The following is a 25,150-nucleotide window of genomic DNA, read 5'->3' on the forward strand; positions in this document are numbered from 1 at the left end:
CGCGCGCTAGGGTGGACTTTATGAACGATGCCACTCATTCCCAGGAACTTGGCCAGCAGCGCCGCCAGATAGAGCAACTGGCTGAGCGCAATGCCAAGCTTGCTGCCCTGTTGAAGGATGCGCGCACGAAGCTTCAGCAGATGCTCGCGGAGGTGGACGCTCTTGCAGAGCCTGCCTCCACGTACGGCGTCTTTCTTGGCTATTCCGGGCGCGCACACGATTCGCGCCGCGACGCTGAGGTATACACCAACGGCCGCGCCATGCGGGTGAAGATTTCTCCGAACCTGGAGCCAGGCTCCTTAGAAGTCGGGCAGCAGGTCCGCTTGGGCGAAGGATTCGTGGTGGTGGAGGGCTGTGCCCCGGTGAGTACCGGCGCGCTGGCGACGCTCCAGGAGCGTCTAGGCACCGACCGCGCGGTGGTTATCAATTCCGCGGGCGAAGAGCAGGTGGTGCTGCTCGGCACGGTGCTGCGCGATACCGTCCGTGCCGGCGATACCCTTCTGGTCGAGCCGAAATCAGGCGTGGCCACCGAGCGCGTGCATAAGACTGAGGTAGCGCAGCTCACGCTGGAAGAAGTCCCGGACGTATCCTACGAGGACATCGGTGGTTTGGACGAACAGATTTCACTCATCCGCGATTCGGTCGAGCTGCCTTTCCTCCACCCAGAGCTCTACCGCCAATACGATCTCCAGCCGCCGAAGGGCGTGCTGCTCTATGGCCCACCTGGCTGTGGCAAGACGCTCATCGCCAAGGCGGTCGCGCATTCTCTGTCGGCGTCCCTGGGCGCTACTGCCCCCAGCTACTTCCTCAACGTGAAGGGCCCAGAACTGCTCAACAAGTTCGTGGGTGAGACTGAGCGTCGCATTCGCCTCATCTTTGAACGCGCCCGCGAGCTTGCCTCCGAGCCCACTGCGGATGGCAGCCAGCGGCCAGTCATCATCTTCTTCGATGAGATGGAATCCATCTTCCGCACGCGCGGCTCCGGTGTGTCCTCCGATATGGAAACCACCGTTGTCCCGCAGCTGTTGACGGAATTGGACGGCGTCGAAAAGCTCAGCAATGTCATCGTCATCGGTGCCACCAACCGCGAGGAGCTCATCGACCCCGCCATCATGCGCCCGGGGCGCCTCGACATCAAGATCCGCGTCAACCGGCCCACCAAGCAGGGCGCGCGCGAGATCTTTGCCCGCCATTTCCCGGAATCTGTCCCGCACGAGGGCGAGCTTTCCCAGCTCATCGATACCGCAGTGGAGGATCTCTACGCGGAGCGCCCCTTCGTCACGCTGCACTTCTCCAACGCTGATCCCCGCGTGCTGCACTACCGGGATTTCGTCTCCGGCGCGATGATCGCCAACATCGTCTCCCGCGCAAAGAAGTTGGCTATCAAGGAGGCTTTGGACGAAACCAACGCTGCGGAGGGTAAACAACCCGCAGGCATCACCGCCGCGCACCTGCACCAGGCCATTGCTGCGGAACAAGCAGAATCTGAGTATGTACCGACATCCGCCAACCCGGAGGAGTGGGCCAAGATCGTCGCCGGGACCTCCGCCGGCGCGCATGTCACAGGGGTCGAATTGATGGGAGTAAAACCTTGAGCCGTGTCCTAGGAACCGAAACCGAGTACGGAATCTCCACGCCGTCGAACCCGGCGTTGTCACCAATCGTGACGTCCACGCACGCGGTAGTGGCCTATGCCGCCCTGCATACCGGTGCGCGCTCCCGCTGGGACTTTCGGGAGGAGCACCCGCTGCGCGATAGCCGCGGCTTCGATCTCAAGCGCTACCACACCGTGCCCGTGGTGGACCCAAACGCGCTGGGTGTGGCCAACGTGGTCACGGCCAACGGAGCCCGCTTCTACGTGGATCACGCCCACCCCGAGTACTCTTCGCCGGAGTGCACGAATGCCTGGGACGCCATGGTCTACGACGCCGCCGGCGACCTCATCCTGCGACGCGCAGCAGATGCCGTGGCATCTCTGACTGCCCAGGGCACATCAGTACTGGCCACGCACGATCCCTGCCCGCCGCTGAAGTTTTACAAGAACAACGTGGACGGCAAGGGAGCTTCCTACGGCAGCCACGAAAACTACCAGTACTCCCGGGAGACTGATTTCGACGACATCGCCCAAGGTCTGATCCCGTTCTTCGTCACCCGCCAAGTGGTCACCGGTGCTGGCCGCATGGGCCTGGGCGCTGATGGTGAGGAACCGGGTTTCCAGATTTCGCAGCGCGCCGACTATATCGAGCAGGAGATTTCCCTGGAAACCACGCTCAACCGCGGCATCATTAACACCCGTGATGAACCGCATGCGGTGGCAGAGGACTTTGGCCGCCTGCACGTCATCATCGGTGATGCCACGATGTCCCATACCTCGACGCTGCTCAAGCTGGGCATGACGTCACTGGTGTTGGACGCCATAGAGGAAGGCGTTGACTTCAGTGACCTGCGCCTGAAGGACCCCGTGGCAGAGGTCCAGCGAGTCAGCCGCGACCTCACCCTGACTCATCAGCTGGAGCTTCACGACGGCCGCCGCCTCACCGCCCTCGAGATCCTCGCCGTCTACCGGGAGCGGGTCACTTCGAATTCGGAGTCAGATGAGAAGGTTCTTGCCGCCTGGGACGAGGTCGTGTCGCTCTTGGCGGACAACCCGTTGAAGGCGGCCCATCTGCTGGATTGGGTAGCCAAGTACCGCTTGATTAAGGGATACCTCGACCGTCGCGTGGCTGCAGATGACCCGAAGCTGGCGCTCATCGATCTGCAGTACACCGATATTGACCCGGCCAAGTCCCTCTACCACGCGCTCGTGCGCAAGGGCCAGATGCGCACCTTGGTCAGTGAGGAGGAGATTGCTGCGGCCGCCGACACCCCGCCCACGGATACCCGCGCTTATCTGCGCGGCCACGCCACCCGCAAGTTCGGCGAAGACGTCCTGGCCGCGTCGTGGCAGTCACTAACCTTCCGAATTGGTGAAGCCGAGGGCGCCAACTCGGGAGCCGCCTGCGTGGCGCTCGATGACACCACGCGGCTCGGGCAGGATGAAGTGGGAACCTTGCTGGAATCTGCAGACAGCGCCGCCGATTTCGTCGACGGTTTGCGCCAGCTCGGGGTGCGAATCGAGTACCCTACACTGTATTAGCGCAGCAAACCTCCACTCGCGAAAGGAGCTCTGACAATGAGCGGACAGCAGTCTCAGATCAATGCCGGCGGCGGCAACGGTGAGGGAGGAGACTCTCAAGAGTTCGACGCTGGACAAGTCAGCATAAACAGCGCCGGAACCGATGATCTCCTCGATGAGATCGATGGGCTCCTGGAATCCAATGCCGAGGAGTTCGTGCGCTCCTACGTCCAAAAGGGCGGCGAATAAAGGTGGAACAGCGCTCCGGTAGCGCCCCTGTCTACGCACGGCGGATCATGGGCATCGAAACCGAGTACGGAATCACGGCGAGTGCTTCCCATGGCCAGCGAGTCATGTCCCCGGATGAGATAGCTCGCGTACTTTTCCGGCCCATCGTGTCGAAGTACTCCTCCTCGAACATCTTTAGCCCCAACGCCTCGCGCCTCTACCTCGATGTCGGCTCCCACCCGGAGGTCGCCACCGCTGAATGCGATAGCCTGAGCCAGCTCATCGCGTACGAGCGCGCTGGCGATGCCATGGTCAACCGCATGGCCGTACAGGCGGAGGAAGCCTTGGCTGCGGAGGGGGAGAAGCGCGCCGTCTACTTGTTCAAGAATAACGTCGATTCTGCGGGCAATTCCTACGGCTGCCACGAGAACTACCTCATTGGCCGCCACGTCGTGCTCAAGGACCTCGGCAAGGCCCTCCTGCCGTTCATGATCACCCGCCAGCTCATTTGCGGCGCCGGGATGATTAAACCTGCCAAGGGCGACGAGCCTGCGCGTTTCGTGCTTTCACAGCGCGCCGACCAAGTGTGGGAGGGCGTGTCTTCTGCGACGACTCGCTCACGCCCCATCATCAACACCCGCGATGAACCGCATGGTGATTCGAAGCGTTTCCGCCGCATGCACGTTATCGTCGGCGACTCCAACATGGCGGAGCCCACGATGGCGCTCAAAGTAGGCTCCACGCTGCTCATGCTGGAGATGCTAGAGGCTGGCTTTGAGGTACCGGAGCTTTCGGTGCTTGATCCAATTCAGCACATCCGCACCATCGCGCTCGATTCCACCGGCCGCACCGAGCTTCCGCTCGAGGGAGGCGGCAACACCACCGCGCTCGCAATCCAGCAAGAACTGTGTGCCGCCGCAGAGCGTTGGCTGGAGCACCGCGAGGACACCGGGACACCAACGGCTGAGCTCGCACGCGTCGTCGATCTCTGGAAGCGCACCCTCCAGGCCATTGACACACAAGACTTTTCCGCGGTCGACCGCGAGATCGATTGGGTGATTAAGCGCGGCCTGCTGAACCGCTACCGCGAGCGCCTGGGCGGAGATTGGGCGCACCCCAAGCTGGCCCAGATTGACCTGACCTACCACGACATTCGCCCTGGGCGCGGTCTCTACAGCGTGCTGGAGCAGCGCGGCATGGTGGAACAGTGGATCGATGATGCAGCAATCAATGCCGCCGTCGATACCGCACCGCAGACCACCCGTGCCAAGCTGCGCGGCGAGTTCCTCGCCGTTGCCCGCGAGCTCAATGCCGCTGTGACGGTGGATTGGACGCGGATGAAAGTCAACCGCCCAGAACCCATGACCGAAGAGTTCTCCGACCCCTTCGTATCCGAGGACCCGCGCTTAGACGGGTTGTTAGACTACATGCGTTCGCACCAAGGTGCTTAAGGCCCCGAACCTCAACAAGGAACCTGCCATCATGCCGTCAGCAGATCGCACTGCGGCTCGGACACCAGTCCGAGATCGAGCCATCGAAAGGCTCACCAACCTCACCTTTGCCCTCCACGGCGCAGCGCACCAAGGCGGCGTTCCCGACCGCAGCGCTGCCTGGATTCGCACCAACGTCGAGGGTTATCAATCCCGCAGCGACGAGGCCTTTCAGAAGCAGCTTTCCCGCGACATTGTGACGCTGCAACGCGCCGGAGTGCCGGTGGTGCACAGCAGTGGTGTGGAAGGCTCGCTGTATCGCCTTGATCCTGAGAGCTACCAGCTGCCTCCCGTGGACTTCACACCCGAGGAAGCCATGGTGTTGGGCGTTGCCGGCGGGATTGGCACCCCGGGCGGTTTGAGTGATTTCAGCTTGTCCGCGTGGACAAAGCTAGCGGCCTCGGGAGCCTCCCGCGACCTGCGCGGCGCGCCGGTATATACCGCGGTCAACGACATGACCAGGCTGAGCCCAGAGCTCGTCACCGGGGTGATTACCGCCGTGCGTGCGGGGCTGCGCATCTCCTTTGATTACTTTGCCACGCCCTCAGCCGAGCCGGTTCGCCGCCACATGGACCCGTGGGGGCTGGTCAATCACCGTGATCGCGTCTACCTCGTCGGGTGGGATGTGGACCGGGAGGCACCCCGGACCTTCCGCGCCACCCGCGTGGACAACGTCAGGCGCTCGCGCGCTGCGGCCACCCACCTCGAGCCCACCGCGCCGCTGCAAGATCTCGTCGTGGAAGCGCTGGATCGGGGAGACACCGTCGATGCCCTCCTTGAGGTACCAGATGGCCAGGCCGCGGAGCTTGTCGACGCCGGACGCAGGCGCTCAGATGGCCTCCTTGAGCTGACGGGCGTGCGCCGCGATTGGCTGGTGCGCACCGCCGCGGGATATGCACCAGATATCGTCGTGGTTGAGCCAGAAGAAGTTCGCTCCGACATCATCGCGCTCTTGAGCGGGGAGGAATCGCACCATGGCTGATCAACCTCGCAAGCTGCAGTCTCTTGTTCGCTCCCTCAACCTCATCCCATACCTGCGCAACCACCCAGGGTTGACCCCGATGGAAGCGGCCGAAGACTTGGGAATGACTCCCACTGAGCTTAAAGATGCCGTCGATAGGCTTTTCTGCTCTGGGGTGGGCCGCAATACTGAAGACCTCATCGACTTAAGCTTCAGTTACCGCGACGGCATCGAGATTTACAACGACCAGGGTCTGACCCAGGCCCTGCGTCTGACCCCAACTGAGGCCGGCGCGTTGTTGCTGACGCTCGAGTCCCTCGAGGCAATGCCGGGGCTTGTCGACGTTTCCGCGGTTCACTCTGCCGCCGCGAAGCTGCGTGAGATCATGGATGAAAAGACCGCCGCCATCTACGATTCCCTGGCCACAACGGATCCGGAGGAATCTCAGGTACAGGCGGCGTTGGCGGGGGCCGTCGACAAGCGCCAGCAGGTCCGTTTCACCTATTGGAGCATGTCCTCCAACCGCACCAGCGAGCGCACCGTGCACCCGGCACGAATCTTCATCGTGGATGGCGAACCCTATTTGGTGGCCTGGGATGATTCGGTGGGGGAGCACCGCACGTTCCGCTTGGACCGCATGAGCGATGTTGAGGTACTCGACGCCAGCGCGACCCCGCACGTGCGCAAGCTGGATTTCAACCCCGATTCCCCCTTTGGTCTAGATCACACTTTCGTTGCGCAGCTGGAGATTCACCAAGATTTCACCTGGCTCGCAGAGCACTACGACATCACGCTCGGCGACACACTGGAAAATGGGCTGATAGCTGCAACAATGCCCGTCGGCTCTGAAGCATGGTTTAGCCGTTTCGCCCTCGGCCAAGCCGACCGAATGCGGGTCGTGGGGCCGCAAAAGCTTGTTGACGCCATTTCGGAGCATAGAAATCGGGCGCTGGAGCGTTATACTCAACTGCCAGACTAAGAGCTCTCCTGCGTGCGTCCCGTACAGCGCTGCTGCATGGAACCGTACGCTTCATCAACCTAGAAAGAAGGGGCACCCTCAATGACCGTGGGACCTTTGGAAATCGGCCTTGTCGTTCTCGTCATCGTGCTGTTGTTCGGCGCCAAGAAGCTGCCGGAGCTAGCTCGTTCGATGGGCCGCTCCATGCGCATTTTTAAGTCCGAAGTCAAGGAGATGAAGGAGGAGAACAACACTCCCGAGCAGCAGGCCCAAATTGCTGCATCGAAGAAGAACGATGAGGACTTCTGGAACAGCCCGGAAATGCAGCCGCGCGCATCCAAGCCGGTTGATGGAAATCAGAACTAATCATCTTTCTCGGTAGGCACACCACGCTCAAGGGACTTGGAACTCCAAGGGCGTGTGTGCCGCTGTGGGCTTTCTAGGGAGGCATTGCATTGAGTACCGCGAGTACACCGCCGAATCCCGCGTCTAGCGCACGCAAGCAAAAGTGGATCTCAAAGCTGCGCCGCAAGCCCAAGAATCCTACGGGGGAGATGACCCTAGTCCAACATCTCCAAGAACTGCGTCGGCGCATCGTGATTTCCTTGCTTGCTCTCGTGGTAGGCACCATCATCGGATTCATTTGGTATCAAAACGCTCCGTTCAATATGGCGCCGCTGGGCGAGATCTTGCGTGGGCCCTATTGCTCGCTGCCTGAGGAAAAGCGCATCTCTTTCACCGCGGATGGCGAATGCCGCTTGCTTGCCACCAGCCCCTTCGAAATGCTGCTGCTGCGCCTCAAAGTGGGCGCGTTGGCTGGCGCAGTAATGTCCTCACCTGTGTGGCTCTATCAAATATGGGCATTCATTGTGCCCGGTCTGCATAAGAACGAGCGCCGTTTCACCTTCTTTTTTGTCTCCACGGCGGTAGTTCTCTTCGTGCTTGGCGCGCTTCTTGCCTACTTCATCCTTTCCGTGGGTTTGGAGTTCCTCATGGGCATGGGCTCGGAGTACCAGACCGCGGCACTAACCGGTGAGCGCTATTTCTACTTCCTGCTGACGTTGCTCCTCATCTTCGGCGTGAGCTTTGAGATCCCACTACTCGTGGTATGCCTCAATGTGATAGGTGTCCTGGAATACGATGACGTCAAGGACAAGCGCCGCATCATCATTGTCGCCATCATGATCTTCGCTGCGGTGGTGACACCCGGCCAAGAACCTTTTTCGATGTTGGTCTTGGCCGGTGCCCTCGTACTCCTCGTGGAATTGGCCTTCCAGTTCTGCCGCATCAACGACAAACGCCAGAAGCGCCAGCGCCCAGACTGGATGGATCTGGATGATGAAACTGCCTCGTCCTTGGACGAAGGTCCGGGTGCCATAGGTGCACCAACTCCGGTGTCTGCATCAACGAGCGTTTCTGTGTCTTCGCGGCCGGTATCTTCCCACCCCGTCCCTCCAGCTGCGGCCGGTGACGTTCAGGCACCAAAGGCCCATCAGGCCAATACCCAGCCCCCGCAAAGCGGTTTCTTCGACGACGTTCTATAGCCTGTTGAGGCTCCTGCCCTAGCTCTTTGTTTAGGGGCCGGGGCCAGCGCGCTAGTTCGCGGTGCCTGACAGGTACCCTGGGGACTTATGACACTGACGCATCTGGACGAGTTCACTCAAGCCCTGCTGTACTCACTGGATGACTTCCAGATTGAAGGATGCCAAGCCGTCGAAGCCGGCCACGGTGTTCTGGTCTGTGCTCCCACCGGCGCGGGCAAAACGGTCGTTGGTGAGTTCGCCGTGTCCCTGGCGCTGCGCCAAGGCACCCGCTGTTTCTACACCACGCCCATCAAGGCGCTGAGTAACCAGAAGTACCACGACCTGGTTGAGGCACACGGCGAGGATGCGGTCGGACTGCTGACCGGTGATGTCTCCATCAACTCTTCCGCGGACATCCTCGTGATGACCACTGAGGTTTTGCGCAACATGATTTATGCGGGCTCAGGCGCATTGGACCGCTTGACCCACGTGGTGATGGATGAGATCCACTTCTTGGCGGATGCCTCGCGCGGCGCGGTATGGGAAGAGGTCATCCTCAACCTGGAGGAGCACGTCTCCATCATCGGTCTGTCGGCAACGGTGTCCAACTCCGAGGAGTTCGGCCGGTGGCTAACCACCGTGCGCGGAGATACCAAGGTCATCGTCACCGACAAGCGCCCCGTACCGCTGGACCAGTGGATGATGGTGGGGCGCAAGATCTACCCACTTTTCGAGCCCGATTCAGGCGGCCAGGTCAATGCTGAGTTGGCGCGGCGTATCCAGCGCCTAGAAGCAGGAGACAGCGATGACGGCCGCGCAGACTATGCACAAAACCGCGCGAGCTTCCGTGCACGTGCCCGGCACAAAGGCGGCGGACGCAACGACCGAAACAAGGATCGGCGCAGCGGCGCACCCCGCGCGCAGGACCGCTACCGGCCGCTGGGCCGTCCAGAGGTACTCAAAGAACTACAGGCAATGGAGATGCTGCCGGCGATTACCTTCATCTTCTCCCGAGCAGGCTGCGATGGCGCTTTGTATCAGTGCCTGCGCTCCCGCATGGTGTTGACCTCCCAAGAGGAGGCAGCTGAGATTAAGGCCATCGTCGATAAGGGCGTGGAAGGCATTCCGGAAGAAGACCTCAAGGTTCTTGATTTCAAGCGATGGCGCGAGGCGCTTTCGCGTGGCTTCGCCGCCCACCATGCGGGTATGCTGCCAGCTTTTAGGCACATCGTGGAGGAGCTCTTCGTCAAAGGCCTGGTTCGTGCGGTCTTTGCCACCGAAACGTTAGCCCTAGGAATCAACATGCCGGCGCGCACGGTGGTCCTTGAGAAGCTCGTGAAGTTCAACGGCGAGGCACACGTGGACCTGACACCGGGCCAATACACGCAGCTCACCGGCCGCGCGGGCAGGCGTGGCATCGATACATTGGGCAATGCCGTCGTGCAGTGGGCACCCGCCATGGATCCCACCGCGGTGGCGGGGCTCGCATCGACCCGCACTTATCCGCTCATCTCTACCTTCGAACCCGGCTACAATATGGCCATCAACCTGCTGGGCATGCTCGGCTTCGATGACTCTCTGCGCCTGCTGGAGAAGTCCTTTGCGCAGTTCCAGGCGGATGGTTCCGTCGTGGAAGAAACGCGCGAGATTGAGCGCGCTGAGCATCGCGTCCGCGAGCTACGGGCACAGTTGGATCAGGCCGTAGATAACTTGGCACCGCCGACAATTGATGGTGAAGACCCGGCGGAGATCCTCATGGACTATATGAGGCTGCGCCGCGCACTGACTGAGGAAGAAAAGTCAGCGCGTGCCTCCAAGAGGGAAGAGAGGAGCAAGGAGGTCGCGGCGGTCCTTGCCCGCTTGCAGGTGGGTGAGGTCATCGCTATCGCAACGAAGAAGCGTCCAACCCTGGCAGTTGTCATCACCCCGGCAAACCAGACCGCCGATCCACGCCCCTGGGTCACCACGGAGACCGGATGGTCAGGCCGCATCGATGCAGCCGGTATAGATAATCCGCCAATTGTGGTCGGCCACATGAAGCTGCCGCGTGCGGCGCAGAAGAATCCGCGTCGGCATACCAAGTACGTTCAGGATGCCTTCAAACGCGACTACTACAAGCGGCCTAAGAAGATGCGCACTGAGCCGCGCAATCGTCCCAACAAGAAGATCGCGCAGCTGCGCGATGCCCTCCGCGAGCACCCGGTGCACAATTGGCCGGCGACCGACCGCGAGCAGCTAGCTGGTGTGGCCCAAAAGCTCGCCCGACGCGAGCGCGAGCTCCACAAGTTGGAAGCCAAGGTGGAGCGCGCCACAGATACCCTCGGCCGCACTTTCGAGCGCATCGTGGACCTGCTGGCGGAGATGGATTACGTGGAGTTTGAAGGCTATGGCGAGGACCGCGAGCCGGTCATCACGGACGAAGGCGAGCGCTTGGCCAAGATCCATTCCGAATCCGACCTACTGGTGGCACAATGCCTCAAGCGGGGTATCTGGAATGACCTTGACCCGGCAGAGCTGGCCGGCGTTGCCTCCCTGTGCGTCTTCGAAAACCGCAAGGCCACCCGCGGCGAACCAGGTGCGGCTAGCGACGACATGGCGGACGCCATGAACGCAACGTGGCGCATCTACACGGAGCTTGTCAGCGATGAGAAGCGCCATAATCTGCCACAGACCCGTGAACCGGAGCCCGCCTTCGCGCTGGCGATCCACCAGTGGACGGCGGGCGCACCCTTGGCCTATTGCATGGCCGCTGCCAACGAGTCCGGCGCAGAGCTGACTCCAGGCGACTTCGTCCGTTGGTGCCGCCAGGTCATCGACCTGCTCCAGCAGGTAGCCAAGACAGGCTACGAAGAAGAGATTCGCCGCAATGCCCGGCGCGCCATTGACGCGATTCAACGAGGCGTTGTCGCCATCGGTGCTTAATTTCCTTCGACCAAGTCCAGCATCGCGGTGGCTGCCGCCGCGATGGCCTTGCGGTGGGGCGCGACCAGCGCCACCGTGGCTAGCTTCAGGTTTCTCCCCAATGGGTTGAGGATGAGGGCTTGTGTGCCGATGATGGCGGCGTCGACAAGCGCTGGCCCACCCGAGTCACCCTTGACTGCCGGAATCGTGTTGAAGACAAATCCGGCGGGGGAGACAGTGGTGCGGAAGTCGATGGACCACGTGCGAAAGAAGGGCAGTAGAAACAACCCCGTTCGCTTCTGTGCGCGGCGGGACTTTCCGCCATATCCCCAGGTGCTGACTGGCGCGCGAAAATGCGGTGTGCTTTTAGCGAGCCCCGGAAGGTCCCGGGGCGGTGCTGGTTTATCAAGCAGGCACACAGCTATATCGGTCCCGTCAATCGTGCGCACGGCGGTGATCCGCCGGTTGAACCCGCCACTAACTCTGTAGTGATCACCACCGCCCACGCCATCGCGAAAGAAGTGCGCGCAAGTCAGAACCAACCGGGTTGACTGCTGGGTGCGGGGGTTTAAGGATGCATCGATGAGCACACCCGAGCAATAGCTACCGCGGGTGCGTATCTTGACGGCTGCGGGATAGGAATTCACGGCGCCCAGCTTAACTGGACGAAGGCGAGCGGTAGGCTAACTGCCATGACTGATTATGCTTCCCGCTTGAGCCGCGCCCGCGCGATTGCCGCTGCCAAGAATATCGATGTGTTGCTCGTGGGTACCGGCGCAGAGTTCGCCTATCTTACGGGCTCCTGGGTCTCTTCCCATGAGCGTTTGACCTGTCTGGTCATCCGTCCCGATGCCGAACCGATCATCGTCGCACCCAGCACCGACATCGAATCGCTTCAAGGCGTTGCTGCCCAGCTGGTGGGATGGAGCGATGGGCAGGACCCTTATGCACTGGCCTTAGACGGTACGCATCCCACCACCGTGGCTGTGGGCTCTTCGCTAACTGCGGACCACGTATTGCGTTTCCAGTCCACGATTCGACGCTACGTAGAGCCGTCTTCGCTATCTTCAACGGATGCTCCACATGTGGAGTATGTGCTTGCTACCGAGGCGCTGGCTGGGCTCTTTAGCCGCAAGGACCCAGATGAAGTGGCGGAGCTGCGCGCTGCGGCAGTGGCTATCGATGCCGTCCATGCAGAGGTGCCACGTCTCCTGCAGCCTGGCCGCACTGAGGCCGACGTAGCGGCAGATTTGCGCGAGCTTATCTTGCGCGAGCACAAAGAGGTGGACTTCATCATCGTTGGTTCCGGCCCGAATGGTGCGAACCCGCACTATGACTATGGGGAGCGCGAACTCAGCGCTGGTGATCCCGTGGTGGTGGATATCGGGGGCACGTTGCCCTCCGGCTATCACTCTGATTGCACACGCACCTACGTGGTAGGCGCGGATCCTTCTGCGGCGCCTGCTGATTTCCAGGAAGCCTATGCGGTGTTGGAAGAGGCCCAAGCTGCCGGGCGAGCTGCCGCACGGCCCGGGGCGACTGCCCAGGAGATCGACCGTGCGACACGCAGTGTGATCGAAAGCGCCGGCTGGGGTGAGTACTTCACGCACCGCACCGGACATGGCATCGGCTTGTCGACGCACGAGGAGCCCTTCATCATGGAAGGAAACGAGCTGGAGCTTGCAGAGTCCATGGCCTTCTCGATCGAACCTGGTATCTATGTACCCGGAACGTGGGGCATGCGCCTCGAGGACATCGTGGTGACCACCGAGTCCGGCTACGAGTCTTTGAACCAAGCTCCGAGGGGGTTGCGTTAATGGGCGCGCTATTGATTCTTGGTGGGCGCAGCGATATTGGCGGCGAGCTTGCACGCCGGTTGTGCGCAGGCCGCCCGGTAGTACTTGCCGCGCGGGGTGAGCACGGCATGGATGAGCTCACCTCAGAGCTTCTGCGCAACGGAGCAACGTCCGTTCACACGCTTTCCTTCGATGCCGCGGATGTTTCCTCCCACCGCGCAGTTATCGAGCAAGCTGCAACGCTGGCGGGTGAGGACATCACGACGGCGGTTGTCGCCTTCGGAATCTTGGGTGACCAGGAGCAAGCTGAGCACGACGAAGCCCATGCCTTCGACATCGCTCTGGTTGATTATGCCGCGCAGGTATCTATGCTCACCGTGCTGGCCGACGTCATGAAAAGAGGCCACATCGTGGCCTTTTCCTCCATTGCGGGCTGGCGTGCACGGCGGGCCAACTATGTCTATGGCTCAACCAAGGCTGGCCTCGATGCCTTCTGCCAAGGTCTGGCGGATCGCCTGCAGGGCAGCGACCTAGCGCTGATCACCGCGCGCCCCGGTTTCGTTATCGGGTCCATGACACAAGGGATGAAACCCGCGCCCCTGTCGGTGACACCTGACGTAGTCGCACAAGCTGTGGTCAAGGCCGTCGAATCCTCGTCGGGTTCGCGGCCGGTGTCCCGCACGCTGTGGATCCCACGGACGCTTCAGCTGTTGGCCTGGGTCATGAAGCTTGTCCCGCGCCCCATCTGGCGGCACATGCCGCGCTAGCGATGTCCGAGCGCGGGGGAATTGGCATCGAAGATGAAGCCGCGCGGAGCAAGGACTCGGAGCACGACGTCCGCATCGCCCTCCGCCAAATCGTGGATGACCAAGCCCTGCCACGGAGTAACGGTGATCGCTGCTCCCAGCTGAGCAATGAGCCCTGCGTACTCTGCGGGCAACACGCCATCTTGGAGGCCCGCGCCGAGATCGACGCGGCCGGGCGCAGTGTGTTCGGTTAACCAACCAATGGGCACATCCGATTGCGCGAGTCCGGCAGGTGTAGCCGAGGACAACCGGTCAATGGCCTCTGGATTCTCAGCGGAGACCTCGTCCACGTAGTCCACGAGCTGCGAAATCGCGTCGCATAATCCCAGCGCCGGTCCAGTTGCTGCCCCCTCACGGATGAGGCGTGCGGAGTCGGCTTCCTCGACCTGCCCTGCACTGCCGCCGGATAGTTGGAGTCCCGCCGCCACGCCGTGTGCGAGGAGATCGCCAGCACCACCATCGACGCCGAAGACCGCAGCGCGGGTGATAGCCGGGGAGGTTCCTTCCTCTTCAGATAAGGCATCAGCAACGCGCTGCGCTACCCGGCGCGCCTGAAGAGAGAGGGGAGAGGCCAAGACGTGGGCAGCGGCGGTGGGGAGGGGGACGTCGCCAAGCGCCTGCTCGTTACTCACGCCGCGCACACTGATAACACTGTGCTGCTCTAGGTACACATAGCCATCGCCATGTTCACGGGCGGCCTGGCCCAGTGCTAACCACTGCTCGGGCGTGACGACGCCGCCGGCGGGGTGGAAGCGCATGGTCTCGGATTCAGGATGCTTCGACTCAGTGAGGGACATGGTGCGCAAGTTTAATCGTTACGGGAGGGTCACCAGCGAACCGGCAGGTCCAGCAAGTATGGTGGGCTGCATGCCGTTTCTTCTGTTCATCGCGTACATCCTCCTCGAAACCCTGGCGTTTTGGGCAGTCGCCGAGTGGATCGGTGTGCTGTGGGCGCTGCTTGCTTTGGCGTTGACCATGCTGTTCGGGATGACGATTGCCAGCTGGGAAGTGCGCCGCATGATGGCCAGCCGCATCCGGCAGACCGAAGACGGCGTCTATGTGATGGAGGATCCCACCCCAGGCAAAACGGCCGGCAATGTTGGTCTGACCATGGTGGGCGGCATCCTGCTTTCGCTGCCTGGGTTCGTCTCCACTGTTTTTGGCGCTCTGCTCATCTTTGCGCCCACGCGCTCCATCATCCGCACGCTCCTTGCCGCATCGATGTTCAAAAAGATTGAGGACATGGGCGTGCGCGTGTACGAGGCCTCGCCCATGGCACAGCACCGCGATTCCTATGGTTCCTTCGGCACTGTTGGTGGCAGTACAGCAAGTAGCGGGATGGATCAGTCAGGCCAATCGCACGAAGTCTTGGATGAAGAAGAAATCCGCTCGTGGACCCAGCACGTTAAGCCTGAGGACTTCGAGGACGGAAGCAAGTAGTGCTCACGCTGTGCGCGCGGCTTGTTCTTGCCGCTCTGTCGGGCGCGGTCACGTATCTTTCGGTGGAACCACGCGGCTGGTGGGCCGCGGGGATCATTGGGATGGCCATGCTGGTGGCAGCGCTGGCGCCGTGGAGAAAGCCCCTGCATCTAGGGTGGGCAGCACTCATCGCCTTTGTCCATAGCGCTGTCTTGTACCTTTTCACGCTGCCGTGGATTGGTGAGCTCGTGGGCAACATGCCTTATATTGCGCTCGCTATCTTCCTCTCGCTGTACAGCATCCTCCTCGGCGTCGGTGGGGCAGCACTGCTGCGCTTGCGCTATGGGTTCGCGCTCTTTCCCTTTTTCTACGTGGCGGTGGAAATGCTGCGCTCCTCCGTACCTTTTGGAGGCTTTGCCTGGGTGCGCCTGGCATGGGGTCAGATCGAAGGACCGTTGGCCAACCTCGCCCCGTGGGGTGGTCCCGCGCTCATTACTTGTGCGGTCGTCTGCATGGGCGCGGGTCTGGTGGGGCTTGCGCGCGCGCCACGGTTGGCCTGTGCCCTCTTAGCGGTGCCGTTGCTTGCCGGACTTGTAGCTGCGCAGGGCGTGAATCGCCCTAGCCATACCACGGGTACTGTGACGGTAGCCGCTGTCCAGGGAAACGTTCCGCGGCTTGGCCTCGATTTCGCCGCGCAGCGCCGCGCGGTGCTGGATAACCATGTCCGTGTCACCGAGCAAGCGGCACAGGATGGCGCACGGCCAGACGTCGTCATCTGGCCGGAGAACTCCTCCGATATCAATCCTTTTGCCAACGACGACGCACGGGCGCTTATCGACGCCGCCGCCCACGACATCGACGCTCCCATCCTCGTCGGCACGTTAACGCGCGATGAGGTCGGTGCGCGCAACACCATGCAGGTATTCAACCCGGATGGATCGGTGGGGGAGCATCACTACAAGAAGTACCTGCAGCCTTTCGGCGAAACGATGCCGATGCGTGACTTCTTTGCGCGGATTACCGATTTGGTGGATCTCGCAGGCGACATGAAACCCGGTGACGGGCCAGGAATGGTGACCATGGCCGGGACTGCGGTCGGCGTTGCCACCTGCTACGAGGTGAGCTTTGACCAGGCCTTTCGAACCGCGATTAACAACGGGGCGCAGATTCTCACGACGCCAACAAATAACGCCACGTTCAGTGATTCCGATATGACCTACCAGCAGTTGGCCATGAGCCGTCTGCGCGCCATGGAAGCAGATCGCGCCGTCGTTGTGGCGGCCACGTCAGGGGTCTCGGCCATCGTGCACCCAGATGGTTCCGTGAGCCAGGACAGCGGCATCTTTGAACCGGCTTATCTCGAAGAAGAGCTTCCGCTCCGAGAGGGGCGTACATTTGCGGTGCGTTATGGTTCGCTCCTGCAGTGGCTCATGACTATTATTGGAACGGTCTGCGCGCTGTACGCGATCTATTCCACCCGCTTGTCCGGACGGCGCAGCGCGCCTTAAAGCAGAAACCAAAAGGAGCAAGGAACTAGTGAGCTCGACCCGCGAATCTACTCTGGTCATCATCCCCACCTACAACGAGATTGAGAACCTGCCGCTGATTACCGGCCGCGTGCGCAAGGCCACCCCGGAGGTTCACATCCTGATCGTGGACGATAACTCCCCGGACGGCACCGGAGAGGCCGCGGACAAGCTGGCCGCCGAGGATTCTCACCTGCACGTCCTTCACCGCGAGGGCAAGGGCGGCCTCCTCGGCGCCTACATCGCCGGCTTCGAGTGGGGCCTGGAGAAGGACTACCAGGTGCTCTGCGAGATGGACGCGGACGGCTCCCACGCCCCGGAGCAGCTGCATCTCTTGCTCGAGGAGATCGACAAGGGTGCTGACTTGGTGATCGGTTCTCGCTATGTGCCGGGTGGAGAGACTGTGAACTGGCCGGCCAACCGCGAGCTACTGTCCCGATTGGGCAACAAGTACATTTCGGTGGCGCTGGGCGCTGGCATCAACGACATGACCGCTGGATACCGCGCCTTCCGTCGCGAACTGCTAGAGCACCTCGACTTTGAGGAACTATCCAACGCCGGCTACATCTTCCAGGTAGATGTTGCCTTCCGCGCCATCAAGGATGGCTTCGATGTCCGCGAGGTTCCGATTACCTTCACCGAGCGCGAGCTGGGCGAATCCAAGCTGGACGGCTCCTTCGTCAAGGATTCCCTGCTCGAGGTGACCAAGTGGGGAGTCGCTCACCGCTCCGAGCAGGTCAGCGACTTCACCTCGGAAGTATCCAAGATCACTTCCCGCACAGTGAAGGATATGGAGCTTGGTTCCAAGGCCACCACGGCTAAGAATGCCGTGTCTGACTTTGTGTCCGAGGTATCCAGCCTGGTTAAAGGAATGCTCAGCCGTTAAAATCCAGCCTCCTCGAGGCAATGCACGCTGACCCCCTGAGCCTCAGATAAGGCAAATAAGCCCGAAAACCTGTCATGGTTTTCGGGCTTTTGCGGTAATAACCACAACCAGTGCTAATGTCGTAAGTGGCACTTTATCTGGTGCGCAGTGACTTGCTTCACTTCATTCTCACACTACGGATCGTTCGGCACGTACCTGCCGATGGAGGAGAGTTTGCTATGGCAACCGTAACATTCAAAGATGCGTCCCTGACCTACCCAGGAGCTAAGGAACCCACCGTCAAGAAGTTCAACCTGGAAATCGCCGATGGCGAATTCCTCGTCCTCGTCGGCCCCTCCGGCTGTGGTAAATCCACGACGCTGCGCATGCTGGCCGGCTTGGAAAACGTTACCGACGGTGCCATCTACATCGGCGACAAAGACGTCACCCACGTTGCCCCGCGTGACCGAGATATCGCCATGGTCTTCCAAAACTATGCTCTCTACCCGCACATGACCGTGCGCGAGAACATGGGCTTCGCCCTGAAAATCGCCGGCAAGTCCCAGGACGAAATTAACAAGCGTGTCGACGAAGCCGCCGCCACCCTGGGTCTTACCGAATTCCTTGAGCGTAAGCCGAAGGCCCTGTCCGGCGGTCAGCGTCAGCGTGTTGCCATGGGCCGCGCAATCGTGCGTAACCCGCAGGTCTTCCTCATGGATGAGCCGCTGTCCAACCTCGATGCCAAGCTACGTGTGCAGACCCGTACCCAGATCGCAGCCCTGCAGCGCAAGCTTGGGGTTACCACCGTCTACGTCACCCACGACCAGACTGAGGCCTTGACCATGGGTGACCGCATCGCTGTACTGAAGGACGGTTACCTTCAGCAGGTTGGCGCACCCCGCGAGCTCTACGACCGCCCCGCCAACGTCTTCGTCGCCGGCTTCATCGGCTCCCCGGCAATGAACCTGGGCACCTTCTCTGTCAAGGACGGTAACGCAACCTCCGGCCATGCTCGTATCAAGCTTTCCCCGGAAACTGTCGCTGCGATGACGCCGGAGGATAACGGTCGCATCACCATCGGCTTCCGCCCAGAGGCCCTCGAAATCATCCCCGAGGGCGAGTCCACCGATCTCTCCATCCCGATCAAGCTTGACTTCGTGGAAGAGCTTGGTTCCGACTCCTTCCTCTACGGAAAATTGGTGGGCGAAGGTGATCTCGGTTCCTCGAGCGAAGACGTCCCCGAGTCGGGCCAGATCGTCGTTCGTGCAGCCCCGAACACTGCGCCTGCCCCGGGCAGCATTTTCCACGCACGCATCGTGGAAGGCGGCCAGCACAACTTCTCGGCGTCGACTGGCAAGCGCCTCCCTTAAGCCCATATGCCGGCTGACCCGCGACACATGTCGCGAATGTCAGCACGGCTGTGGCACAGCTCTAGGCCAAAATCAGCAAAGAAGGTGGAGTGACTCGACATGAAAGAGTCCATGAGCATCACCTCATCGACGTACGCGTCGGCATTGCTGACGCTGCCTTGGGATACGCCCCTGGAACAGTGGCCCGATGATCTCATCGCCGCACTGCCCAGGGGCATTTCCCGGCATATCGTGCGTTTCGTGGGGATCAATCGCGGCATCGTCGCAGTCAAGGAGATTGGTGCGCGTACCGCTCACCACGAGTACAAGATGCTGCGTGAGCTGCAGCGCCTCGGCGCTCCCAGCGTGCGTCCCGTTGCAGTCATCACGGGACGCCAGCCGGCTGTAGAAAGCTACGGAGCGCTCACCGCAGCTCTGGTCACTGATCACCTAGAGTTTTCTCTTCCGTACCGCGAGATCTTCTCGCGGCACCTGACAGTCGTCGAAGCGGAGAAGCTCATCCGTGCCTTGTCGGTGCTTTTGGTGCGGATGCACTTGCTCAATTTCTACTGGGGTGATGTGTCGCTGTCGAATACCCTTTTCCGGCGTGATGCCGAGACTTATTCAGCCTATCTTGTCGACGCCGAAACAGGGGAGTTCCAGCCCAATCTCTCCGAGTCACGCAGGCTTTACGACGTCGACATCGCCCGCGTCAACATCATCGGTGAGCTCATGGACTTGCAGGCAGGTGAATGCCTAGATCAAGATATCGATGTTATCGCCCTCGGAAGCTTGGTCGAGAGTTCCTACCTTGAATTGTGGACAGAGCTAACTGCCGAAGAATCCGTAGATGCCAGCGAATACTGGCGCGTTTCCGAGAGGATCGACCGCCTCAACCAGCTGGGTTTCGACGTGGGGGAGCTCAAGGTCACCAAGGACGAGTCGAAACAGGTCGTGCGCATTCGCCCTGTGGTAGTCGATCCCGGCCACTATCGTTCGGAGCTGTTGAGCTTGACAGGGCTGAGCGTCGAGGAGCACCAGGCGCAACGCCTATTGGGCTCTATCCAGGCCTATCAGGCCATCGAGTGCGGCCCTCATGTTGGGCTGACCCAGGCTGCGCACTTGTGGATGACGCATGAGTATGAGCCGACCATCGCTGCGGTTCCCGTCGAGATGCTCCACAAGCTGGAACCGGCACAGATCTTCCATGAGATCGTTGACCACCGTTGGTTCCTCGCCCAAGAAAGGGGAGAGGCCGTAACCCTCCCAGAGGCCACGGCGTCCTATCTTTCTTCCGTATTGCCCGCCCGCCGCGACGAGGCTCGGCTGCTTCAGATCTCGGCCTCGGATGACGACTTGTCATAACCGCCCGTATGCCCCAACACCGCTCAATAGCTCAAGTCTATCGAGCCGCTCTCAGCCGTTTCTTATATCGTTTTGTATGTTTTAGGCCCGATTGCCCCTTAAATGGGGAGCGATCTCATGCCCGAATATGGATATAGTCACAATCGGGCGTTTTAGGCCCGATTTCTTTTGATCGTGTGGAATACCTCACTAAGGTAGGAGACAGGCTAACCAGTTCATAGTCGGATAGTGACCAGCTATGGGCCAACTGGTAGCACTGGGCAAGAGCCTTTGTCATGGAGGATCGCCCAGACATAACCGCATACGAGCCGGTTGTCTATCTACGGCTCAACATCCCGCTTTTCATCAAGAAAGATGAGGACCACATGAAGCGTCTTACTCGCATCGCATCCATCAGCATGGCTTCCATGCTGGCCGCCGCAAGTCTCGTCGCCTGCTCAGGCTCTACTGACGACGAAGGCGATGTCTACTTCCTGAACTTCAAGCCAGAACAGGATGCCGCTTACCAGGAGATCGCAAAGGCTTACACCGAAGAGACCGGCGTCAAGGTCAAGGTCGTCACCGCAGCCTCCGGCTCCTATGAGCAGACCCTCAAGGCTGAGATCGGCAAAGATGAAGCACCGACCCTCTTCCAGGTCAACGGCCCGGCTGGTTTCATCACCTGGCAAGACTACATGGCAGACATGTCGGATACCGAGGTAGCTAAGCAGCTCACCGATGACATCCCGCCACTGACCACTGAAGATGGAGAGGTACGCGGCGTCCCGTTCGCTGTCGAGGGCTTCGGCATCATCTACAACGACGAGATCTTCGACAAGTACATCGCCACCTCCGGGGCAAAGATCAAGTCCACCGATGAGATCAAGAGCTACCAGAAGCTCAAGGAAGTCGCCGAGGACATGCAGGCGAAGAAGGACGAGCTCGGCATTGAGGGCGCCTTTGCCTCCACCTCACTGACCTCCGGCGAGGACTGGCGCTGGCAGACTCACCTGGCCAACGCTCCGATTTGGCAGGAGTACCAAGACAAGGGCGTCGAGGACACCAACGAAATCGACTTCTCCTATAACAAGGAGTACAAGAACCTCTTCGATCTCTACCTGGACAACTCCACCGTCGAGAAGTCTCTTGCCCCGTCTAAGACGGTCTCTGACTCCATGGCTGAGTTCGCTCAGGGCAAGGCCGCCATGGTCCAAAACGGTAACTGGGCATGGTCCCAGATTTCCGAGACCTCCGGCAACGTAGTCAAGGAAGACAAGATCAAGTTCCTGCCGATGTACATGGGCCTGCCGGATGAGGAGAAGCACGGCATCAACGTCGGTACCGAAAACTACTTGGGTGTGAACTCGGAGGCTTCCGAGGTAGACCAGAAGGCTACCAAGGACTTCGTGGACTGGCTCTTCACCTCCGATGCCGGCAAGGAGCACGTGGTTAAGGACCTTGGCTTCATTGCCCCGTTCAAGAACTACTCCGCAGAAGACACTCCGAATGACCCGCTGGCAAAGCAGGTCGCGGAAGCTATCGACAACGAAGACCTCACCACCTACCCGTGGAACTTCCAGTACTTCCCGTCACAGCAGTTCAAGGATGACTTCGGCCAAGCCCTGTCTCAGTATGCCTCCGGCACCCTGAAGTGGGATGACGTCGTCAAGCAGTTCAAGGACAACTGGGCTGCTGAAAAGGAATCCAACTGGGGCTAAACCTTTAGTCCCATCCCCTCGCCATCCGCCTTCCCAAACGGAGGGCGGGGAGGGGAGTAGGTGAGAGGCATGGCACGTACTCGTCAGTTTGTTCCACGCCCTCAGCCCCCTCTCCTCGCCGCCATCCTTTGGGAAACGCGTGGCACCACCTGAATTTAAGGTTTCACCACCATGCAAGCAACGCTGAAGAAATACTTCCCAGTCTTTGTCTTGCCCACCCTTCTGGCATTCATGATTGCCTTCTTGGTGCCGTTTATCGTGGGTTTCTTCCTCTCCTTTACGAAATTCACCACCATCACTAACGCCAAGTGGGTTGGCATCGACAACTACGTCAAAGCTTTCTCCCAACGCGAAGGATTCATCTCAGCCTTCGGTTTCACCGTCCTCGTGGTCATTGTCTCCGTGATCACCGTCAACGTCTTCGCCTTCCTCTTGGCGTGGATGCTGACCCGCAAGCTTCGCGGCACAAATTTCTTCCGCACGGTCTTCTTTATGCCGAACCTCATCGGCGGCATCGTCCTGGGATATACCTGGCAGACCATGATCAACGCCGTGCTTTCGCACTATTCCACGACTATTAGCGCGGACTGGAAATTCGGCTACGCCGGCCTCATCATGCTGCTGAACTGGCAGCTGATCGGCTACATGATGATTATCTACATCGCCGGTCTACAAAACGTCCCGCCGGAGCTTCTCGAGGCCGCTGAGCTCGATGGTGTCAACAAGTGGGAAATGCTGCGCCACGTCACCATTCCGATGGTCATGCCGTCAATCACCATTTGTCTCTTCCTGACCTTGTCGAATTCCTTCAAACTCTTCGACCAAAACCTTGCACTGACCAACGGTGCACCTGGCGGACAAACTGAGATGGTCGCCCTCAACATCGTCAATACGCTGTTCAACCGTATGAACGTCGAGGGCGTGGGGCAGGCCAAGGCCGTCATCTTCGTCGTCGTCGTGGTCGTCATCGCGTACTTCCAGTTGCGCGCGACCCGCTCCAAGGAAATCGAGGCTTAAGTCATGACTACCAGTACTTCAGCGCAGGCCGCACCGGCCCCGAAGAAGAAGGATCACCAGCTTCCCACGGACAACCAGACCAGGATGTCCGGCGGCGCCAAGTTCGTGGTCTACGCCATCCTGGTGTTCTTTACCATCGTGTTCCTTGGCCCGATCCTTTTCATCTTCATCAACTCCTTTAAGTCCAAGTTCGCTATCTCATCCGATCCTTTCTCCCTACCCATCGGTGAAACCTGGGTCGGTTTCGAGAACTTCATGGTGGGCTTGACCAAGCAGGGCTTCCTTGAAGCGACCTTGTGGTCCTTCGTCATTACGATCTTGTCCGTCATCGTCATCGTGTTCTTCTCTGCGATGACTGCTTACTACATCACGCGCGTTAAGACCTGGTGGACGAACCTTCTGTACTACCTCTTCGTGGTGTCCATGATTATCCCCTTCCAGATGGTCATGTTCCCGACGGTCAAGATTGCAGACATGCTTCACCTCAACAACCCGATCGGCATCGTGGTGCTCTACCTCGGTTTCGGTTCCGGTCTATCGGTGTTCATGTTTGCCGGATTCGTCAAGTCCATCCCCTTGGACGTCGAGGAAGCCGCGATGATCGACGGTTGCGGCCCGCTCCAGAACTACTTCCGCGTGGTGTGGCCTATGCTTAAGCCGACTGCCATCACCGTGGCCATTCTCAACGCCATGTGGGTATGGAACGACTACCTGCTGCCGTACCTGGTCATCGGCCTGTCCACCCGCTACAAGACCATCCCGGTAGTCATCCAGTCCTTCGTTGGCTCCAACGGTAACCGCGATATGGGCGCCATGATGGCGATGCTGGTTCTGGCCATTATTCCTATCGTCATCTTCTACTTCTCCACGCAGAAGCACATCATCGAGGGTGTTGCCGCTGGCGCTGTCAAGGGCTAATCCGCAGTGCGGTAGGTTAGAAAACCATGAACCGCATGCTGGGCCCCGAATCGAAGTTCTATGCTGCTCTGAGCCTCTTCGCTGACCTCGTCATCGTTAACGTTCTCCTGGTTATCACGTGCTTTCCCGTATTCACTGGGGGAATGTCCCTACGCACCGCTCACGCGGTGACTGGTCAGATGGTTCGCGAAGAAGGTTCTCGCCGCGGCTCGGCCTTCGTTCGGGGCCTTTTGACGCGTCCCGGGGTAAACACTGCATGGTGGCTCATTTGCCTCGCCGTAGGCGCCTTGGCCGCCTATGAATTCGCCATTATCGCAAAGGCTGAGCTCGGGACGATGGGCGTAGTGCTTCGCGCTGCGCTGGTCTCAGGCCTCATTGTCATAAGCTGCATTAGCGTGTGGTTCTTCCACCTCGATGCGCCGGGGTTGAGGTTTAGCCAACGGTGCACAACGGCCATGATGAAGGCGGTAGCGCACCTTCCGCGTACGCTTCTAGCAGTGTGCCCTTGGGCACTGCTGGTGCTGTACCCACTCTTTTTCCCTGCGCAGTGGGGAGGCTACCTGTTCTTTCTCGTTGTGCTCGGTCCGGCCCTCGCAGTCTATCTCGCTGAGTTGGCGCTACAATGGCCCGAACTCAATTCCGATTCACCCGATAGCAGCGCCGCATAAGGCGCTGCGGGCAGGCTGGGCCCAAAACGAAAAATAGGGTAGTGGTATCCACTTCTTCGTGGATTCACTACCCTTGAGAATTCTATGCGGCGCGCAAAGGCTGCTAGGCCTCTCCTTCTTCCTGCGCCTTCTGCTCCTTGAGGAGGCGTGCCGCCGCGCGACGTCGCGAACGCAGATTCTCAATGCGCTCCGTCAAGAGTTCATCCAGCTCCTCAATGGAGCGACGCTCACGCAGCATGTCCCAGTGGGTCCGCGGCGGCTTCACGGGCTTGGACTCTACGCCTTCGCCCTCAACCAGAGTGCCGAGCTTACCGTTCTTGCACATCCACTCCTCGGGAATCTCCGCATCGTCAGCGAAGGGCACCTCGTAGATGTCGCCGTCTTCGGTGCGGTACTTCACCATCTGGCGCGGGGCCAAGTCGTGGTCGCGGTCGGTTTCGTAGCTCACTGCGCCCATGCGGCTGCCACGGAGTACGCGATCTGCCATGCAACATCATCCTTTTCAAGTGTTGAGGTAGGAAAGGGATCAGGGTCGACCTATATCACCC

Annotated in this window: 23 protein-coding genes; 20 read left to right on the forward strand and 3 right to left on the reverse strand. The window is 60.2% G+C overall.

What is annotated here, in order from left to right; all coding sequences use genetic code 11:
• The first annotated feature begins 20 nt into the window (after positions 1-20).
• The 9 genes from arc (at position 21) to HMPREF2698_RS10945 (ending at position 11,197) form a co-directional block, all read left to right on the forward strand.
• Positions 21-1,595, forward strand: a complete 1,575-nt coding sequence (gene arc / locus HMPREF2698_RS10905) for a proteasome ATPase (RefSeq protein WP_070564566.1) — start codon at positions 21-23, stop codon at positions 1,593-1,595.
• Positions 1,592-3,136 carry a depupylase/deamidase Dop gene (gene dop / locus HMPREF2698_RS10910; protein WP_070564569.1) on the forward strand — a complete coding sequence of 515 codons (1,545 nt, stop codon included), beginning with the start codon at positions 1,592-1,594 and terminating at the stop codon, positions 3,134-3,136. Before arc ends, dop begins: the two co-directional genes overlap by 4 nt.
• A gap of 36 nt (positions 3,137-3,172) precedes the next feature.
• Positions 3,173-3,364: a ubiquitin-like protein Pup gene (locus HMPREF2698_RS10915; RefSeq protein WP_070520514.1), complete on the forward strand. Its 192-nt coding sequence runs from the start codon at positions 3,173-3,175 to the stop codon at positions 3,362-3,364.
• A 47-nt stretch (positions 3,365-3,411) separates the two neighbouring features.
• Positions 3,412-4,794 (forward strand): Pup--protein ligase, encoded by a 1,383-nt coding sequence (gene pafA / locus HMPREF2698_RS10920; RefSeq protein ID WP_070520512.1) that lies wholly within the window; start codon positions 3,412-3,414, stop codon positions 4,792-4,794.
• A 31-nt stretch (positions 4,795-4,825) separates the two neighbouring features.
• Positions 4,826-5,815 (forward strand): helix-turn-helix transcriptional regulator, encoded by a 990-nt coding sequence (locus HMPREF2698_RS10925; RefSeq protein WP_070564575.1) that lies wholly within the window; start codon positions 4,826-4,828, stop codon positions 5,813-5,815.
• Positions 5,808-6,773 (forward strand): helix-turn-helix transcriptional regulator, encoded by a 966-nt coding sequence (locus HMPREF2698_RS10930; RefSeq protein WP_070564578.1) that lies wholly within the window; start codon positions 5,808-5,810, stop codon positions 6,771-6,773. The genes HMPREF2698_RS10925 and HMPREF2698_RS10930 overlap by 8 nt, the downstream gene beginning before the upstream one ends.
• 81 nt (positions 6,774-6,854) lie before the next feature.
• On the forward strand, positions 6,855-7,118 hold the full coding sequence (gene tatA / locus HMPREF2698_RS10935; RefSeq protein ID WP_070520503.1) for a Sec-independent protein translocase subunit TatA: 264 nt from the start codon (positions 6,855-6,857) through the stop codon (positions 7,116-7,118).
• 188 nt (positions 7,119-7,306) lie between these two features.
• The gene (gene tatC, locus HMPREF2698_RS10940; RefSeq protein ID WP_070564581.1) at positions 7,307-8,296 is read left to right on the forward strand and encodes a twin-arginine translocase subunit TatC; all 990 of its coding nucleotides are present in this window, start codon (positions 7,307-7,309) and stop codon (positions 8,294-8,296) included.
• Between the two features lie 87 nt (positions 8,297-8,383).
• A complete protein-coding gene (locus HMPREF2698_RS10945; protein WP_070564592.1) occupies positions 8,384-11,197 on the forward strand; it encodes a DEAD/DEAH box helicase in 2,814 nt (937 codons plus the stop codon).
• Here HMPREF2698_RS10945 and HMPREF2698_RS10950 read toward each other — a convergent pair.
• Positions 11,194-11,823, reverse strand: coding sequence for a trypsin-like serine peptidase (locus HMPREF2698_RS10950; protein ID WP_246819465.1), 630 nt, complete (start codon positions 11,821-11,823; stop codon positions 11,194-11,196). The genes HMPREF2698_RS10945 and HMPREF2698_RS10950 overlap by 4 nt on opposite strands.
• A gap of 45 nt (positions 11,824-11,868) precedes the next feature.
• On the opposite strand from HMPREF2698_RS10950, the gene HMPREF2698_RS10955 reads away from it, so the two are divergent.
• Entirely contained in the window at positions 11,869-12,993 is a 1,125-nt protein-coding gene (locus HMPREF2698_RS10955) for a M24 family metallopeptidase (RefSeq protein WP_070564599.1), read from the forward strand.
• Positions 12,993-13,739, forward strand: a complete 747-nt coding sequence (locus HMPREF2698_RS10960; RefSeq protein WP_070564600.1) for an SDR family oxidoreductase — start codon at positions 12,993-12,995, stop codon at positions 13,737-13,739. Before HMPREF2698_RS10955 ends, HMPREF2698_RS10960 begins: the two co-directional genes overlap by 1 nt.
• Here the strand turns inward: HMPREF2698_RS10960 and HMPREF2698_RS10965 are convergent.
• Positions 13,736-14,575 carry a cobalamin biosynthesis protein gene (locus tag HMPREF2698_RS10965; RefSeq protein ID WP_070520490.1) on the reverse strand — a complete coding sequence of 280 codons (840 nt, stop codon included), beginning with the start codon at positions 14,573-14,575 and terminating at the stop codon, positions 13,736-13,738. The two genes, HMPREF2698_RS10960 and HMPREF2698_RS10965, sit on opposite strands and share 4 nt — an antisense overlap.
• Before the next feature lie 70 nt (positions 14,576-14,645).
• Between HMPREF2698_RS10965 and HMPREF2698_RS10970 the strand changes: the two genes are divergently transcribed.
• The 9 genes from HMPREF2698_RS10970 (at position 14,646) to musI (ending at position 24,602) form a co-directional block, all read left to right on the forward strand.
• Positions 14,646-15,218, forward strand: a complete 573-nt coding sequence (locus HMPREF2698_RS10970) for an FxsA family protein (protein WP_070564601.1) — start codon at positions 14,646-14,648, stop codon at positions 15,216-15,218.
• On the forward strand, positions 15,218-16,705 hold the full coding sequence (gene lnt, locus HMPREF2698_RS10975; RefSeq protein ID WP_070564602.1) for an apolipoprotein N-acyltransferase: 1,488 nt from the start codon (positions 15,218-15,220) through the stop codon (positions 16,703-16,705). Before HMPREF2698_RS10970 ends, lnt begins: the two co-directional genes overlap by 1 nt.
• A gap of 28 nt (positions 16,706-16,733) precedes the next feature.
• Positions 16,734-17,609: a polyprenol monophosphomannose synthase gene (locus HMPREF2698_RS10980; RefSeq protein WP_070564604.1), complete on the forward strand. Its 876-nt coding sequence runs from the start codon at positions 16,734-16,736 to the stop codon at positions 17,607-17,609.
• 218 nt (positions 17,610-17,827) lie between these two features.
• A complete protein-coding gene (locus tag HMPREF2698_RS10985; protein ID WP_070520478.1) occupies positions 17,828-18,958 on the forward strand; it encodes an ABC transporter ATP-binding protein in 1,131 nt (376 codons plus the stop codon).
• Positions 18,959-19,057: 99 nt separating this feature from the next.
• A complete protein-coding gene (locus tag HMPREF2698_RS10990) occupies positions 19,058-20,302 on the forward strand; it encodes a DUF4032 domain-containing protein (RefSeq protein WP_070564607.1) in 1,245 nt (414 codons plus the stop codon).
• 365 nt (positions 20,303-20,667) lie between these two features.
• Entirely contained in the window at positions 20,668-21,999 is a 1,332-nt protein-coding gene (locus HMPREF2698_RS10995; protein ID WP_070564681.1) for an ABC transporter substrate-binding protein, read from the forward strand.
• Between the two features lie 171 nt (positions 22,000-22,170).
• Positions 22,171-23,016: a carbohydrate ABC transporter permease gene (locus HMPREF2698_RS11000; protein WP_070520471.1), complete on the forward strand. Its 846-nt coding sequence runs from the start codon at positions 22,171-22,173 to the stop codon at positions 23,014-23,016.
• A 3-nt stretch (positions 23,017-23,019) separates the two neighbouring features.
• The gene (locus HMPREF2698_RS11005) at positions 23,020-23,934 is read left to right on the forward strand and encodes a carbohydrate ABC transporter permease (RefSeq protein ID WP_070532795.1); all 915 of its coding nucleotides are present in this window, start codon (positions 23,020-23,022) and stop codon (positions 23,932-23,934) included.
• Positions 23,935-23,960: 26 nt separating this feature from the next.
• A complete protein-coding gene (gene musI, locus HMPREF2698_RS11010; RefSeq protein ID WP_070532792.1) occupies positions 23,961-24,602 on the forward strand; it encodes an ABC transport system MusEFGK2I component MusI in 642 nt (213 codons plus the stop codon).
• A gap of 103 nt (positions 24,603-24,705) precedes the next feature.
• Here musI and HMPREF2698_RS11015 read toward each other — a convergent pair whose 3' ends face one another.
• Positions 24,706-25,089 carry an RNA polymerase-binding protein RbpA gene (locus HMPREF2698_RS11015; RefSeq protein ID WP_010186588.1) on the reverse strand — a complete coding sequence of 128 codons (384 nt, stop codon included), beginning with the start codon at positions 25,087-25,089 and terminating at the stop codon, positions 24,706-24,708.
• Positions 25,090-25,150 lie beyond the last annotated feature (61 nt).

This window comes from Corynebacterium sp. HMSC072A02 (assembly GCF_001810085.1).
GTDB lineage: Bacteria > Actinomycetota > Actinomycetes > Mycobacteriales > Mycobacteriaceae > Corynebacterium > Corynebacterium hesseae.

Excerpts from the sequence above, each read along its gene's own strand:
- arc (WP_070564566.1), top strand. The coding sequence starts at position 21 with ATGAACGATGCCACTCATTCCCAGGAACTTGGCCAGCAGCGCCGCCAG.
- HMPREF2698_RS10915 (WP_070520514.1), top strand. The coding sequence starts at position 3,173 with ATGAGCGGACAGCAGTCTCAGATCAATGCCGGCGGCGGCAACGGTGAG.
- pafA (WP_070520512.1), top strand. The coding sequence starts at position 3,412 with ATGGGCATCGAAACCGAGTACGGAATCACGGCGAGTGCTTCCCATGGC.
- HMPREF2698_RS10925 (WP_070564575.1), top strand. The coding sequence starts at position 4,826 with ATGCCGTCAGCAGATCGCACTGCGGCTCGGACACCAGTCCGAGATCGA.
- HMPREF2698_RS10930 (WP_070564578.1), top strand. The coding sequence starts at position 5,808 with ATGGCTGATCAACCTCGCAAGCTGCAGTCTCTTGTTCGCTCCCTCAAC.
- tatA (WP_070520503.1), top strand. The coding sequence starts at position 6,855 with ATGACCGTGGGACCTTTGGAAATCGGCCTTGTCGTTCTCGTCATCGTG.
- tatC (WP_070564581.1), top strand. The coding sequence starts at position 7,307 with ATGACCCTAGTCCAACATCTCCAAGAACTGCGTCGGCGCATCGTGATT.
- HMPREF2698_RS10945 (WP_070564592.1), top strand. The coding sequence starts at position 8,384 with ATGACACTGACGCATCTGGACGAGTTCACTCAAGCCCTGCTGTACTCA.
- HMPREF2698_RS10955 (WP_070564599.1), top strand. The coding sequence starts at position 11,869 with ATGACTGATTATGCTTCCCGCTTGAGCCGCGCCCGCGCGATTGCCGCT.
- HMPREF2698_RS10960 (WP_070564600.1), top strand. The coding sequence starts at position 12,993 with ATGGGCGCGCTATTGATTCTTGGTGGGCGCAGCGATATTGGCGGCGAG.
- HMPREF2698_RS10965 (WP_070520490.1), bottom strand. The coding sequence starts at position 14,575 with ATGTCCCTCACTGAGTCGAAGCATCCTGAATCCGAGACCATGCGCTTC.
- HMPREF2698_RS10970 (WP_070564601.1), top strand. The coding sequence starts at position 14,646 with ATGCCGTTTCTTCTGTTCATCGCGTACATCCTCCTCGAAACCCTGGCG.
- HMPREF2698_RS10985 (WP_070520478.1), top strand. The coding sequence starts at position 17,828 with ATGGCAACCGTAACATTCAAAGATGCGTCCCTGACCTACCCAGGAGCT.
- HMPREF2698_RS10990 (WP_070564607.1), top strand. The coding sequence starts at position 19,058 with ATGAAAGAGTCCATGAGCATCACCTCATCGACGTACGCGTCGGCATTG.
- HMPREF2698_RS10995 (WP_070564681.1), top strand. The coding sequence starts at position 20,668 with ATGAAGCGTCTTACTCGCATCGCATCCATCAGCATGGCTTCCATGCTG.
- HMPREF2698_RS11000 (WP_070520471.1), top strand. The coding sequence starts at position 22,171 with ATGCAAGCAACGCTGAAGAAATACTTCCCAGTCTTTGTCTTGCCCACC.
- HMPREF2698_RS11005 (WP_070532795.1), top strand. The coding sequence starts at position 23,020 with ATGACTACCAGTACTTCAGCGCAGGCCGCACCGGCCCCGAAGAAGAAG.
- musI (WP_070532792.1), top strand. The coding sequence starts at position 23,961 with ATGAACCGCATGCTGGGCCCCGAATCGAAGTTCTATGCTGCTCTGAGC.
- HMPREF2698_RS11015 (WP_010186588.1), bottom strand. The coding sequence starts at position 25,089 with ATGGCAGATCGCGTACTCCGTGGCAGCCGCATGGGCGCAGTGAGCTAC.